This window comes from Streptosporangium sp. NPDC048886 (assembly GCF_055586905.1).
Genome location: NZ_JBVJHH010000050.1, coordinates 15799 through 29608, shown reverse-complemented (window position 1 = coordinate 29608; position 13810 = coordinate 15799). Strand labels below are relative to the sequence as shown.

Here is a 13810-nt window from a genome sequence, read left to right as displayed (position 1 = left end):
ACACCATGGATCTGGATCCGGCGTTTCGGGAACTTCTGAGGAGCCTCACCGGCAAGGGCGACCACGAGGTGGAAGCGATCATCCGCCTCGTCCGCCCTGGGATCGACGTGCCCGGGGTGCGCATCGTTTCGCGCTTCGGTGCCATCGCCACCTGTCGTCTCCGCGCGGCCTCGGTTCCACGAGTCCGGCGAGATGAGCGCGTGCTGAGCCTCAAGGCTGCCCGCGTGCTCGGCCCCGAAGACGAGCCGCGCGAGACACACCTGACAGGTGATGTCCCGCTGGAATATACGACGGGCGATGTCCATCCGATTGGCAGGGAGAGCGATGAGCGCCGACCGCCGCATCTGCGGCTGACCGGGGCAGGAGTGATCGTCGGCGTGATCGACTGGGGCTGCGACTTCGATCATCCAAACTTCAATCGTATGGACAGGTCCGGATCCACGCGCGTCCGTGCGTTGTGGGACCAACGGGGAGCGGACACCGGCAGTGCTCCGCACCCCTACGGATACGGAACGCTGTACAGCCAGCGGCAGCTGGACGAAGCGCTGCGCACCGACAACCCGTACGACATGCTGGGATACCATCCGGCGGAAGCGGATCGGGACGGTTCAGGCGCTCATGGCACCCATGTCATGGATATCGCCGCGGGTAACGGTTCGGCGGGCGGCCCGGCGGGACTCGCCCCACAAGCCGATCTCGTCTTCGTCCATCTGGCCGATCGCGGAACGGACGGCATGGCCGACTTAGGTTCCTCAGTGCGCATTCTTGAGGCGACAAGCTTCATCGCACGGATCGCGGCCGCTCGCGGGCAGCCCTGGGTGATCAACCTCAGTCTCGGGCGGCATATCGGTCCCCATGACGGCTCGACGCTCGTCGAGCAAGCACTTGATCACATGCTGAGTGCGGCTCCCGGACGTTTCATCGTCCAGAGTGCAGGCAACTACTTCGACAAATCCATCCACGCGAGCGGACGCCTGCGACTAGGGCAGATGCGCTCTCTCACACTGATCACCCATGAGGCCGACGTCACGCCGAACGAACTCGAGGTGTGGTACGGCGGCCAGGACGAGCTGACGATCAGGATCGACTCTCCCACCGGAGAGCGATCCGCCTGGGTGCCCCTGGGCGGGCAGGCGGACATCTGCGAGGCCGGTCGGACCCTCGGGCGGATCTACCACCGTCGAGATCCCAACAACCTCGCCGGCCACATTAATCTCTTCCTGTATCCCGAAGCGCCGGCGGGCCCCTGGAAGGTGATCCTCAAAGCGATACGAGTCCGGGATGGGACTTTCCACGCCTGGCTGGAAAGAGACGAGGCCTGCGCGGACTGCCAGACCCGCTTCGCCGAAGCCGACGCCGACGGTCTGGTCACGACGGGAACGATCGCGAACGGCCGCATGCCGCTCGTGGTCGGAGCCTATGACGCCCACTCGCCCGGCCGGAACATCGCGCCGTTCAGCAGCGCCGGACCGACGCGGGACGGTCGGCTCAAACCGGACCTGGTGGCCCCGGGCGTGCGGGTCCTGGCCGCTCGATCAGCCCCCGCAGGGAGCCGCGAAAGCCCCGGAATCCTGACCCGAAGATCGGGGACGTCCATGGCTGCTCCGCACGTGACCGGGGCGGTAGCGCTGGTTTTACAAGATCACCCCGAACTGGCGAGCGCACAGATCCGCGCCCTGCTATTGGGAAGCGCTGAACCGGTGAACACACAGTCGCCATCCCGATACGGACACGGTTACCTCGACATCGACCGCCTGGCCGAGGCAGTCTCCACGCTCGGCCGAGGGAGACGAACACCGCCCCCGGCGCACCGACCCACTGGTGAAAAGCGGCCTACCCACAAGCGGGAGACGAGAATGCGATACGGCACCCAACGGGCGTTTTGGCTCCCCGCAGAACCCGACAAGCTCTACCGGGAGATCGTCCACCGCCGAGGAGGGCCACTGCGAGCCTGGATCGATGCGTCGTTCGACATCGTCGCGCGTCCCGCTGAACCGCCGCAGACACGGCCCGAGGCCGGGGATATCTTGGTGCGGGTCGCCTTGGGCCAGCCGGGTCTCGGCTACGCGGCCACGCTTTCCAGCCCCCTGCTGACGCCGTGGGAGGCGCTTGACGCGAGCCGCCTCGACTTCGAACAGGAAGGGCCCGGCCTGTACGCCATCGTGGTTGAAGACGGCACTCTTCCGCATGCGCGCTCGGGCCAATTCGCCCGGCGCTTACTCGACCGGGCTGGCCGGATTCCACCTGGGCAAGTGCTCCTTCGACCGAAAGCCTCCCTTGCTGCCGCTGGGGTGGAGGACCACTGGGACGTAGCGGAGACCCCCGAGCAGTTCCAGCACAGTCATGGGGAGAACGTCAGAGACTTTACGGCCGGGGAGTCGTTTCCAGTCCCACTGCAACCGACGACCGTGGATCGGCTCGTCCAGCGGATTGTCCCGATCGCCGCACCGTTGGTCGGCACTGCCGACGGAGACGATGCCTGGGGGGAGATCGAGAAGCGAATCACCGCAAAACCACAGAAGGGGGGGAGTCCAAAACCGCCGAAAAAGAGGAGCGCAAAACCACCTAATCACCCGCTCGTCCCTTTGATCACCGAGTTGGATTCTCCTCAGACGCAGGCCGACCTGGCCAGCCTCACCCAAACCGAGGCGAAAAATGAGCTGCTGGTTCGGCTGTTCGACAGTCTCGTGCCCTCACCGGACGCACAGGGAAAACTCACTGCTGCGAACCAGCCCCTCGACAACGACACCGCCGCTCAGGAAGAGATGACACTTGTATGCAAGCGGGTTTGGAGCAATTGTGTCGATAAAAAATCCAAAGGAAAACCAGAAGAACCTGAGGAGCGGTGGGGGCGGCAACGGCGTCAGATCCTTGCCTTTTTTAAAGCCTTTCGGGATGGGCGATGGGCAGCGATTCGCAGGGCGAACGCGTTCTATGGGACGCTTGTTCCTTCTAATTTCTTGGGTGTCAAAGGCCAGTTGGTCCACCCCGCCATGCAATCCCATCTCGACAAAGCCACCGAACATCTCAAGGGACGCTCTAACCTCGATGAGGTACGTAAGGTCACGGGGCAGCCCAGCGGCTTTGTGATCAGACCGAACAAAAATAACCCGCTGCGGATCAGCGAGCACAGCTTCGGGTTCGCGATCGACCTGGATGCGCCGTATAACCCTAACACTGGACGCGATGCGCTGAAACCCGTGGTGGCCTTGTTCGGTCTCGAATTGTTCCTAACCCAAGAAAATAAACCTGCAGCGGAGGTGGAAAGACGGGTGGCGCCTCTAGTCCTGGTAAGCCATGCCTTCGTTTCCATCATGCAAAACCAGTGGCTGTTCACTCAGGCCGTCCGGATCCTCGCAAACCGGGCCCGCTCCAACGAGGGTATGAAGAAGCTCGACGATGCTGAGTTTGATAAGCTATTCGCACACCTGACCGGCCCTGGGAAGCGCGACGATAGCCGCCTCATCACACTGGTCTTCTCAGACAATAGGATCACGAAGAAGCGCAAGGCCATGGTGAAGGGCTTGGAAAGTCTGGGTAGCACATGGCGGAGTGCTCACCCGGCCAAAGGACGCCCCCCCAAGGCGGCCGCCCAGGCAACAGCCGGCTCGATCGCAACACACGGTTTCCTCAATCACGCCCTTCCGCTCATCGGTGCCCTGGCCGGCACAGATGCGGGCAATCTAAATTGGCTGGGATGGAAGAATGTCCATGATTTCATGCACTTCGAGCTACCGAAAAAGGAACGCGACAGAATCCTTGAGGAAGTGTTCAAAAAATATTTCGACCCTTCACCGCCACCAACCCAACCTGATCGTGCAGGTGGTCAGGATCCACATGAGGGCGAGTCGGCATGAAAAGAGGCTCCCGGTAAGACATCAGTCGACCAAGATCAGATGCCCCAACCGGAGAGCCTCGTTGCTGTCCTACCTGCCGCGATACCGCTGTCCAATCACACCCTGATCCGCCTGGCCGACCTGATCCGCGCTCACCGGGCCGAACGATGACCCCGCTGGTGGCGTCCGGATGTGGCATAGCAAGCTCTGCCGGTCCGGGCCCACCTGTAACCGCGACACCTACGCGCGCCTGATCGCCGGCTTCGCCATCAGCACCACCACCGCCTGGCGCTACATCCGCGAAAGTGTCGACCTGCTCGCCGCACTCTCCAACGACGTCACGGCCGCCGTCTTACGCGCTGGCCGACTGACCCACGCCATCCTCGATGGCGCCCGCATCCCCATCGACCGCCTGTTCGATGAGCGACCGTACTACTCCGCTAAACACAAACGCCCTGGCCTGAACGTCCAGGTCCCGGCCGACCCGATCGGCTGGCTGGTATCGGTCTCGCCCGCCTTCCCGGGAGCCGCTCACGACCTGGCCGCGGCCCGCACCGTCGGCTTGATCGAAGCCCTGACGACGGCGGAAGCGAAGACCTTCGCAGACAAGGGATACCAGGGCGTGGTCGGCATGAATCGAACGCCGTTCAAGCGCCACCGGCACCGGCTGTCTCGCTACCGGGGGGCGGCCCATCGCCCTCACGCCCGCATCCGCGCCAGGAGCAGGCGCTGACGGCCGCCGAGATGACCCGCACCGGAACCGGCCACGTCTGTGCGGAGCTCATGGGCAGATCGCCGAGCTTGCCGGTGAACGCCGAGCCCTGCGTGAGGCGCAGCGTGCGCGATGCGGCGCGCACCGCGGCCGCGGTCGCTGAGGCCCGGCTGCGCGAACTCCCGCAGGCACAGCAGGACACTGCCCAGAGCATCGAGCACGCGGTTCAGGAGGCCGTCGACCGGCTGCTCGCCGAGCGCTTCAGCGAGCAGAAACCGCCGACCAGCGACTGAACGGGCGGCCGGTTGGTGTTTTCGTTCGTGCCTCGCTGCCAGGGACTGCGCGGATCGGCGAAGTACACCTGCAGCCCGGTCGCCGCGGCGAGCACTGCTCGGCCGAGCTGGTCCGCGCGTTAATGCGCGAGCAGGCCTCATCCCAGCCCAGGTGCGGACGTTTCGGCCGGTCATCACCGTGCAGGGCGACTTTCGCGGCATCCCCGACCTGGTGGGCCATGACTTCACCGCCGAACAGCCCGGGCTCAAGCTGGTCGGCGACATCACCTACATCCCCACCTGGGAAGGCTTCCTCTACTTGGCCACCGTCATCGACTGCCACAGCAAGGCGGTCATCGGCTGGGCCATGGCCGACCACTACCGCACCGAACTGATCAAGGACGCGATCTGGACGCAGTCGCCGCCACGCTGAACAGCCGCCCCCGCAAGACACTCGGCTGGCGTACTCCCGCCGAGGCGTTCAACGAGCATCTATGCTCGCTGACAGGCGGTGTTGCAACGACCCCTTGAACCCGATAACTACACCTCAGAGGAGTTCGGCCGCTTCTTGACCGGCCTGGGTATCCGCCGTTCGGTCGGCCGCACCGGGATCTGCTACGACAACGCGATGGCCGAGTCGTTCTTCAGTGCGATCAAGAACGAGTGGCTGCACCGTTTCGTCTTCACCTCCCGCGCCAAGGCGAAACGGCAGGTCATCCGCTACATCGAAGGGTTCTACAACCGCCGGCGACTGCACTCGGCGCTCGGCTACCGGCCGCTCCTCGAAGTGCTGAACGAGTTCCTTTCGTCCCGACCAGCCGCATAGGCTACGACCATAAGACGGCTGGCCGGAATCACCGTGGCCCCTCAGGTGGGACGCGGAACACGCCTGATGAAGCGGTGTTCGCGGCGATCGTCTACGTGCTGGTGAGTGGGTGTGCGTGGCGGGCCCTGCCACCGTGTTTCGGGATATCGAAGTCCACCGCGCACCGCCGCTTTGTGATCTGGTCACGGGCCGGCGTGTGGGCCAAGCTGCACCAGGCGGTGCTCGACAAACTCGCTGCCGCCGACCTGCTGGACCTCTCCCGCGTCGTGCTCGACTCCGCCCACGTGCGGGCCGAAAGGGGGGCGAACTTACAGGTCCGAGCCCCGTGGACCGGGGCAAGCCGGGTTCCAAGATGCACGTCCTGTCCGACCGGTCTGGACTGCCCGTCGTGGTCGGTGTCTCATCTGGCAACACCCACGACAGCGAAGCCCTCAAACCCATGGTGACCGAGCTCCAAACGAGACGCGACCCTCGCCACGGCCGGCATATCAAGTCCGGCAAGCTTCATGCGGACAAGGCGTACGACCGCGATGACCTGCGCCGATGGCTGCGCGGCAGGCGCATCGCCGTCCGTATCGCCCGCAAGGGCGTCGAGTCCAGCCAGCGATTAGGCCGGCATCGCTGGGTGATCGAACGGACCATGTCCTGGCTGACCGGCTACCGACGGCTCACCATCCGCTACGAACGCTACTCCGGCAACTACCTGGCCTTTCTCGGCCTCGCTGCCGCACTGTGCTGCTACAAGCGGTTCATCCGGCTCACCACATAGGACACGGTCTTAACACGCCGGTCAGGAGTGACCTTATTTCACGGGCAGAACCTTGACGGGCGGGATGTCGGCCATGCAGGAGGTGTCACCGACCTTCCCCTCGCTGATGAAGCCGGTGATGATGCCGAAGACGCACCCGCTGGGCTCAAGCTCGGGCACGTGCCCGGTATTGGGCACGGACAGGAAGGCGCTCCGCCTGAACTGGGCAGCGGCCTTGCGACCGTTGGCGTCAGGGGTGTTGGCGTCCAGGTCGCCGGAGAGCACCAGCACCGGCACGTCGGGGAAGCGGCCGGTGGAGACATACGGCCAGGCGGTGCCCTTGGCCGGCCAGTCCATGCAGGTGTCGCCGCCGTCGAACTGGGCCCTGGCGAATCCCCGGGCGCTGAACGCGCCGAACTCCCCGGGCCGGGTCCGCTTGAGGGCCCGGTTGAAGGCGCGGGCGCGCTCGGCGAGCGAGGCGTCCACCGGCCACGTACGCGGGTAGTCGTTGCAGACCACCGCGGCCGTCAGCCCGGCATCGGGCCCTTCTGCGGAACCCGCCAGCTCGATCGCCTCCTTGACCAGGGCGACCAGCTCGCGATCGTCCCCCCTGGCCGACCGGTGCAGCATCCGGGGCAGCCTGCCGAGCGCGGGCACCTCGCCCGGCGCAGCCTCCACACCGCTGAACTCTCCGTAGATCGTCATGGCCAGCCTGTCCTCGGTGAGCCGGTAGGTCCGGCGCCGGCCGTCGACGGTGACGGGGATGTCGACGGGCGCGGTGCGCAGCCGGATGGCGACTTTGGCCAGATCCTGGACGGCCTTGCCGCCGTCGCACGCGCCGCTGCGCCGGCAGACCTTGTGCAGGTTCAGCGAGACGGCCTGCGCGCTGGGACGGCCTAGGGAGTCGAAGTCGATCGGGTAGGCCCCCGACAGCACGATGGACTGAACCGTGTCCGGGTGGCGTTGGGCGTAGATCGGCATGAGGTAGGTGCCGTAGGACTGGCCGAACAGCACGACCTCGTCGATACCCAGCCTGGCGCGGACGGCGTCGAAATCGTCGGCGGTCGCCGCGGAGGTGTAGCCCTCGGCTCGCGGGCCGAACTTCTCGCCGCACTTGCCCACCAGGCGCACGAGCTCGGCCTTGGACTCGACCTTGAGCGCGCCGATGGAGGCGCCGCACTTCAGTGGGGTGGAGTGACCGGTGCCGCGTGGATCGACGAGCAGGAGGTCGTGATCGGACAGAGCGCCGGCGAGTCCCTGGGTGAATATGCCTGCCGCGTCGATGGGCGCACCCCCGGGACCGCCGGGATTGACCAGGATCGTGCTTTTCGCGGGCTGGTCGCGGTTACGACGCGTGACCAGGGCGTATCCCACCTCGATCGTGCCGAGGTGAGGCTTGCCCTGGACAAGCGGGCGGTTCACCGTTCCGCACTTGATCTGATGCCCGGTGACCTTGGGGCACCAGGAAGTCTCGGCGGTGGCGGCGGCCGGGTTCACGATTGTCAGCCCGGCGGCAAGGGCCAGTGCCGTTGTTGTCAGCTTCATGATCAGAATTGTGCGGATCCGTGTCCTCGCGAACTACGGCCATTCGGTTTCAGGCACCCCTACGAAAGTCGGATTCCGCATGGTCTATAGGTGTGTCGCTGTTTCCAGGGGCGGTGCCCGAACCCAGAGGGCATCCGAAAAGCGTCAGGTGGGCGCTCGGGCGAGGCTTTGAAGCGCCGCCCAGAACCGGGCGGCGAGATCGGCTCGGGCGGCGGGGACTCCAACCGAATCGGGCTTCGGCGACAACCCATCAGCCCGCCTGGTCGTCTTCTGGTGCGTTTCCGCAACTCACGTCACTGGAGGGCTCCTCATGCGTCGTCTGGGCGCTTCCGGTGCATGCGGTCATCCCCGATTGATTCGTAGGATCATTGGTTCTATTCCTGCGCTGCCAAGCTTGCGACAAGGCAACATACTTCCAGGTCGAACGCAGCGACGGCGACTACGAACGGACCTGGCGACGCCTGCTCGACGACGAGCAGATACGCGGGATCGCCGCCCGGCTGGACGGCAAAATGGTCGGCATCGCGCACTACCTGTTCCACGCCAGTGTCTGGTATGCCGGGAAATGCTATCTGGCGGACTTGTTCGTGGACGCGGAAGTCCGGCGGCGGGGTATCGCGACGGCAGTGATCGAGTGGGTGGCGCGGGACGCCAAGGAGCACGGCTTCCCAGGCCTCTACTGGAACACGTTGGAAGACGCCCCGGCTCGCGCGCTGTACGAAAAGGTGGGCAAGTTCCACAAGGGGCTCATCCACTACGCCTACCAGCGGGACGCGAACCAGATCTCCACCCAGCGCTGAGGGGCGACCAGGGTAGGGCGATCTCGACGGGACCGACGACAACCAGCGGAACGATCCCGTCGACCGCTCGAGTCGATCAGCGAACGGGCATCTAGGGCCTGTTTCGAAGTCCGGTATGTAGTGATGTGTCGCGGTCGCTAACAAGAGATCTCCGGTAGAGGGTTCAACGACCAAGAAGAACCTGCATACCGGAGATCTCGTGACCACCCCAGCGGTGACGAGACGGTTCGACCTGACCGATGAGCAGTGGGCGGCCCTGCAACCGTTGCTGCCCGCGGCTAAGAAGCCAGGACGACCGTCGCAGTGGACCAAACGCCAGCTGATCGACGGGATCCGGTGGCGGGTACGGGTCGGAGCACCGTGGCGGGACGTGCCCGAATGCTATGGCTCCTGGCAGGCGGTGTACTCCTTGTTTCGCAGGTGGCAGCGCTCAGGGATCTGGCGGCAGATCTTGTGCGGCCTGCAGGCCGCCGGGGACGCCCACGGGCTGATCAACTGGGCCGTGGGAGTCGATTCCACGATCTGTCGAGCCCACCAGCACGCGGCCGGGGCATCGACGAAAGCAGAACGACAGGTCGAACCGCCCGGCGGAATGGATGCCGAACCCGGCGATCACGCGCTGGGCCGCTCTCGTGGTGGCCTGTCGACCAAGCTGCATCTGGCGTGCGAGCAGGGCCAGAAACTGTTGTCGCTGGTCCTGACCGCCGGCCAGCGCGGAGATGCGCCGCAGTTCGACACGGTCATGGCCGCCATCAGGGTGTTGCGGTCAGGGCCGGGACGGCCACGGACCCGTCCGGACCGGGTGCGGGCGGACAAGGCCTACTCCTCCCAGGCGATCCGTTCTCATCTGCGCCGGCGTGGCATCCGTGCCATGATTCCCGAACCGGCCGACCGCGTTCAAGGGCGGCTACGACGCGGTGGTCGGCCTCCGGCCTTCGACCGGATCGACTACCGCGATCGCAACGCCGTGGAGCGCGGCATTAACCGGCTCAAGCGCCACCGCGCCCTCGCCACCAGATACGACAAGCTCGCCGTCCGTTACCAGGCCACCATCCATATCGCCGCCATCAACGACTGGCTCACCTGCCTTTGAAACAGGCTCTAGTCCGGAGCAGGTAGTCGTCGACGGTCCAGCCTTGGATCACGGGCATGACGGGGCATTCAGTGGCGTCGCTGTACTCGGGTCGCGGTCATATCCGGCCGGGAATTCCCGCTACCAGCCATCGACGCAGGCCAGCGGCTTTCGAGAGGACCGTCTTCTCGGAAGCGCTCGCAGCGAGGACTTCCGAGAACGAGGCCCAAAGCGTGGCATACGACCAGCTCAGCACTTCCGAGAACAGTGGCCGGGCAGCAAACGAGAAATTTCGGCCGGATATGACCAGCAGCCCATGGCTTCGCACCCTGATCAAGGATCCTGCCGGGCAGCTTTGACCTGGCCTTCCTCGCTACTTTTCCTCGGGTGGCATCGACTCGAGTAGAGGGCCTCCACCACCGCCGGGTGGAACTGTGGCGGTCTGGGTCTCTGGTCAGCTCAGGACAGCCGACCCTACCGGGAGAATCCAGGCCCGGCCTGGGCTTGAACAGACAGCGGAGAGCTTCGCACGGCGTGGCATCCGCGACGACACCGAATGCCGTCCCTAGGATTTCCGCTGGTCATCCGTGAGAGGAGGCACAACCCATGGGCAAGCCCAACCAGCAGCAGCGTCGCGCGAAGAAGGCAGCACGGCGCAAGCAGCGGCTCGCCGGTCGCCCGGCGAACGCGGAGCGGTCGAGCAAGGAGCAGAAGTACGCTCTTCCGCCGCTGCCCCCGCCCGGTCCGACCTTGGCCGATCTCGGCTGGCAGCGCCCGGTGAACCGGCTGGTTCCGCTCGAAACACCACGAACGCTGGAGCAGCTGGCACGCCGCCACGGGCTCACCGACAGCGACCACGTCTCCGTCAACGGCCAGTGGTGGACTCCTGAGGAATTCCTCGCTCTGGAGTGGATCGGAGAGCTCTGCGATGACGAGGCTGATCAGGCCCGCGACGATATCCTGGCCCGCTATGGCGAGAAGATCCCCGCCGACCTCGCGCTGCTGGACTTCAGCGCCCGCAATTTCCTCGGCGTGACAACCTGGAACGAGTACGGCATCGAAACCCGGGCTGAGCACGTCACCGCTCTCGCGCAGACTTCCGACCTGCGCGAAGCACTCGCCATCCTGCACCGCGACGGCTGGATCACCCCCATGGCCGACGGTTTCCTCGACGCCCCCAACCTCCTCCTTCAGCAGGTGCCGCCCGCACCGCCGCATGTCCGTCGCTGGCCCACCGCCAGCCATCTCCATGCCCGGTTCCGGCTCGAACCGCTGTCAGCGGACGCGGTTCCCGCCCTGGACGAGCTGCTTTATGCCTGCCAGTTTCAGTGGATGCGTCAAGGCCTCCACCCGGTCACTGGCACGACCTGGACCCCGGAGCAGCTCAGCGGTCATCCCTGGCTGGACGCAGGGGAAGGCGAGCCCGACCCGCTGATGGTCGACGAATACGAGCGCATCCTGGACCGCTATGGTGATGAGATCCCTGCCGACCAGGCGATCTTGGACCTCGCGGCAGCGGCCTTGCCCTACATCGTTACCGGTAACTTCGATGTCGTCGGTGACGAGCAGCTCATTTTGGCCTTCGCCCAGACCGATGACCTTCGCCAGGCGTTCGGCGCCCTGCATCGCGACGGCCTGCTCCTCCCGCTGGCCAACGGGCTGCTCCTGGCACCCGGTCTCGCCAAGGTCATCGACGAAACCTGATCAGGACGCTCCGGTCACCTCACACCTAAGCTGGGCCGTCATGAGCACGACCGACCCTGAAGAAGACCTCCCGCAACTCGTCCCGGACGTTGAACGGCAGGCTCTGCAGAATCACGTCCATGCGCTGCTCGCCGACCTGCCGATGGAGGAGCTCCACGCGGCCGTGGATCGTCTCGCCGGCCCGGTCACCGACGACCTGCGCAATTTCACCCACGAGATCCGCCACCACCTGGCGGACATGCGTCGCCTCGGCAGGGTTCATCGCCGACCACCTGCCGAGCTAGCCCTCTGGCTGTGATCGTCGCTGGTCGCGGATCTCCTGCAGGGGGCAGCTTGATCCCGCGTTTGGCGGCGATCTCGGCGACGACCTCGTCGAAAAGGCGTCCCTCGGAGATCGGCTCGCCGCGATCGATCCTGGCTTGGAGGTCGTCGGCGGTGTCCCACAGCTGCTGGCGGCCGCCGGGATTCTGCATGCTGTCGCAGGCGATCATCCACCACATATGGGTGAAGTCCTCCACCGGCTTCCAGCCGCCGGTCGCTGCCCGGCATGACCGCGCCGCCCGATGCCGGCTCGCCGGACGCGTCCGAGCCGCTGCCTGCACTGCGACAACCCGCTCCCGCCCGCCAAGGGCAACAAGCCCCGCACGTTCTGCAGCAACGCCCGCAAGACCGCGCACTACCGCGCCAAGGCCAAGGCCGAACAGGCCGCGGTGACCGTCGCAGTCACCGCGGCCGGCGTCGTCCTGACCGAGGCGTGCCCCCTGGCCGAGGCCCTGCAAGACCTCACCGACCGCTTCGCCGACAAGGTCGACCTGATCGAGTGCGGCGCCCTGGCCCGCATCGCCGCCCTCGAGGCCGAGGCCACCGACGACCGCGCCGACGCCGCGGCCGCCCGGGGGCGGGCCGAGGCCGCCGACCGGGTCCGGATCACCGCCGAACGGCGCATGCGCGAGGCGCTCCAGGCCCAGCAGCAGGCCGAGGAGCGCGAGGACGCCGCCCGCGCCGATCTGGAGCGCGTGACGGAGCAGACGCGCGCCGAAGTACTCGACCTGGGGAAAGCTCGGCGCGGCCAAGGAGGCCGCCGAGCACGCCACGGCGGTGACCGCCGGCCACGCCAACCAGCTGCGCGCTGCGCATCGAGGCGAAGGAGGCCCAGGCCGCCGCCGTGGCGCTGTAGAGCGACCTGACCGACCACGAGCGAGACCTGCCCGCCGAACGGGCCCGCGCGGCAGCGCTAGGCGACCAGCTCACCGAGCAGCACAGCCGCGCCGACACCCTGGCCACCCGGCTCGCCGCCGCCCAGGACGACGGCCCGCCCACGGCGCCAGCGGGCGGCCGCGGGAGCCACTCCGGCCCCATGCCGGGCACCGCCATTCCCAGCCGAAACCGCAGCGTCCGCAGCCCCCGGAGCCGCTACGCATCAGGCGACGAGCACACTCGATGACCCCTCACAGCTTCACCACACCGAACCCGCGACAGTCGATGACGCAAGCTCGCCGACACCGCACCTCTTGAGACGAAGATGGGGTCATGACAGGACCTTCCGTGCCACGTTCCTCCGCTGGCATTCGTGACTATCTCGTTGACCAGCTCAACATGGCACTTCGCCGTCCGGGGATGTTCGGTGGGGAGACGGCGCTGCGACTACTGCTTGATCACCTGGTCTATGTGGAGCGCCAAGAAGAGGCGTGGGCCAAGGAGCAGCAGGCGATGGAGTCGCGGGGGGCCTTCACCTCGAGCGGTGTGATCGGAGCGTTCAGCACCCTGGTGCCGGGTGATTACGAATACGGCGTCGCCTCGGTCTATGCGGAGTTCGTCCGCCGGCGCGGATGGCTACAAGCAGACAGAGTGCTGACTGCCGACGAGCAGGAGTCCATGCATCAGGAGCTAAGCGCCTGGGTTGCTCAGGATCGCGTGCTCAGCGAGGTGCTGGAGACCTTCGGCCCGCCTTCGATCCTGTTCGGCGGCACCAACCCCCTCTACGGCAAGACGCTCGGCTACCTGACCGAGCAGGTGAAGGAACCGATGCTTTTCTTCCATCTCTGGAACGGAACCGGCCCCAACACCGAACCAGCCTGGCCACCGATCTACAGCGAGCCCGTCCTCCTCGCGGTCCGCTGCGGGACGGGACCGTTCAGGGACACTTTTGCCTTCACCCCGGAGGGAAAGAAACGCCGCCCCGGCACGGGATGACCCACAGCCAGACCGCAGCCGCTACGCCCCGTCGACGGCCACGTTCGGTGCCATCGGAGGGCCCCAGGGCATCGCCTACACGACAGTCGATTACGCGAGGTC

Annotated in this window: 12 protein-coding genes and 3 pseudogenes; 14 read left to right on the top strand and 1 reads right to left on the bottom strand. The window is 66.0% G+C overall.

From position 1 onward, the window contains the following. Window positions 1-5 precede the first annotated feature (5 nt). The 8 genes and pseudogenes from ACZ6R6_RS41590 to ACZ6R6_RS41555 all read left to right on the top strand — a co-directional run bounded on the left by ACZ6R6_RS41590 (window position 6) and on the right by ACZ6R6_RS41555 (window position 6415). A complete protein-coding gene (locus ACZ6R6_RS41590; protein ID WP_470102435.1) occupies window positions 6-3857 on the top strand; it encodes a S8 family peptidase in 3852 nt (1283 codons plus the stop codon). Window positions 3858-3896: 39 nt separating this feature from the next. Next, window positions 3897-4566: pseudogene (locus ACZ6R6_RS41585) on the top strand (transposase family protein); the annotation flags it as partial. A 14-nt stretch (window positions 4567-4580) separates the two neighbouring features. After that, entirely contained in the window at window positions 4581-4841 is a 261-nt protein-coding gene (locus ACZ6R6_RS41580; protein ID WP_470102475.1) for a hypothetical protein, read from the top strand. Window positions 4842-4992: 151 nt separating this feature from the next. Beyond that, the gene (locus ACZ6R6_RS41575) at window positions 4993-5253 is read left to right on the top strand and encodes a DDE-type integrase/transposase/recombinase (protein WP_470102434.1); all 261 of its coding nucleotides are present in this window, start codon (window positions 4993-4995) and stop codon (window positions 5251-5253) included. Further along, window positions 5202-5351 (top strand): annotated as a pseudogene (locus tag ACZ6R6_RS41570) (IS30 family transposase); the annotation flags it as partial. The gene ACZ6R6_RS41575 and the pseudogene ACZ6R6_RS41570, both read left to right, overlap by 52 nt. Before the next feature lie 37 nt (window positions 5352-5388). Further along, entirely contained in the window at window positions 5389-5646 is a 258-nt protein-coding gene (locus ACZ6R6_RS41565; RefSeq protein WP_470102433.1) for an integrase core domain-containing protein, read from the top strand. Next, window positions 5643-5846: pseudogene (locus tag ACZ6R6_RS41560) on the top strand (transposase); the annotation flags it as partial. The gene ACZ6R6_RS41565 and the pseudogene ACZ6R6_RS41560, both read left to right, overlap by 4 nt. Continuing rightward, window positions 5756-6415, top strand: a complete 660-nt coding sequence (locus ACZ6R6_RS41555) for an IS5 family transposase (RefSeq protein ID WP_470102432.1) — start codon at window positions 5756-5758, stop codon at window positions 6413-6415. The pseudogene ACZ6R6_RS41560 and the gene ACZ6R6_RS41555, both read left to right, overlap by 91 nt. Before the next feature lie 33 nt (window positions 6416-6448). On the opposite strand, the gene ACZ6R6_RS41550 is transcribed toward ACZ6R6_RS41555, so the two are convergent. Further along, window positions 6449-7939 carry an alpha/beta fold hydrolase gene (locus ACZ6R6_RS41550; protein ID WP_470102431.1) on the bottom strand — a complete coding sequence of 497 codons (1491 nt, stop codon included), beginning with the start codon at window positions 7937-7939 and terminating at the stop codon, window positions 6449-6451. A 368-nt stretch (window positions 7940-8307) separates the two neighbouring features. Between ACZ6R6_RS41550 and ACZ6R6_RS41545 the strand changes: the two genes are divergently transcribed. The 6 genes from ACZ6R6_RS41545 to ACZ6R6_RS41520 all read left to right on the top strand — a co-directional run bounded on the left by ACZ6R6_RS41545 (window position 8308) and on the right by ACZ6R6_RS41520 (window position 13708). Beyond that, window positions 8308-8739: a GNAT family N-acetyltransferase gene (locus tag ACZ6R6_RS41545; protein WP_470102430.1), complete on the top strand. Its 432-nt coding sequence runs from the start codon at window positions 8308-8310 to the stop codon at window positions 8737-8739. A gap of 199 nt (window positions 8740-8938) precedes the next feature. Next, complete coding sequence (locus ACZ6R6_RS41540) at window positions 8939-9832, top strand: IS5 family transposase (RefSeq protein ID WP_470102429.1); 894 nt, start codon at window positions 8939-8941, stop codon at window positions 9830-9832. Between the two features lie 585 nt (window positions 9833-10417). Then, window positions 10418-11515 (top strand): hypothetical protein, encoded by a 1098-nt coding sequence (locus tag ACZ6R6_RS41535; protein WP_470102428.1) that lies wholly within the window; start codon window positions 10418-10420, stop codon window positions 11513-11515. Between the two features lie 40 nt (window positions 11516-11555). Beyond that, the gene (locus ACZ6R6_RS41530) at window positions 11556-11813 is read left to right on the top strand and encodes a hypothetical protein (protein WP_470102427.1); all 258 of its coding nucleotides are present in this window, start codon (window positions 11556-11558) and stop codon (window positions 11811-11813) included. 265 nt (window positions 11814-12078) lie between these two features. After that, window positions 12079-12702, top strand: a complete 624-nt coding sequence (locus ACZ6R6_RS41525) for a hypothetical protein (protein WP_470102426.1) — start codon at window positions 12079-12081, stop codon at window positions 12700-12702. 343 nt (window positions 12703-13045) lie between these two features. Continuing rightward, on the top strand, window positions 13046-13708 hold the full coding sequence (locus ACZ6R6_RS41520) for a hypothetical protein (RefSeq protein WP_470102425.1): 663 nt from the start codon (window positions 13046-13048) through the stop codon (window positions 13706-13708). Window positions 13709-13810: the final 102 nt, after the last annotated feature.

Bases quoted from the DNA above. Each gene is read 5' to 3' on its own strand.
- ACZ6R6_RS41590 (WP_470102435.1), top strand. From the start codon at position 6: ATGGATCTGGATCCGGCGTTTCGGGAACTTCTGAGGAGCCTCACCGGC.
- ACZ6R6_RS41580 (WP_470102475.1), top strand. From the start codon at position 4,581: ATGACCCGCACCGGAACCGGCCACGTCTGTGCGGAGCTCATGGGCAGA.
- ACZ6R6_RS41550 (WP_470102431.1), bottom strand. From the start codon at position 7,939: ATGAAGCTGACAACAACGGCACTGGCCCTTGCCGCCGGGCTGACAATC.
- ACZ6R6_RS41535 (WP_470102428.1), top strand. From the start codon at position 10,418: ATGGGCAAGCCCAACCAGCAGCAGCGTCGCGCGAAGAAGGCAGCACGG.
- ACZ6R6_RS41530 (WP_470102427.1), top strand. From the start codon at position 11,556: ATGAGCACGACCGACCCTGAAGAAGACCTCCCGCAACTCGTCCCGGAC.
- ACZ6R6_RS41525 (WP_470102426.1), top strand. From the start codon at position 12,079: ATGCCGGCTCGCCGGACGCGTCCGAGCCGCTGCCTGCACTGCGACAAC.
- ACZ6R6_RS41520 (WP_470102425.1), top strand. From the start codon at position 13,046: ATGACAGGACCTTCCGTGCCACGTTCCTCCGCTGGCATTCGTGACTAT.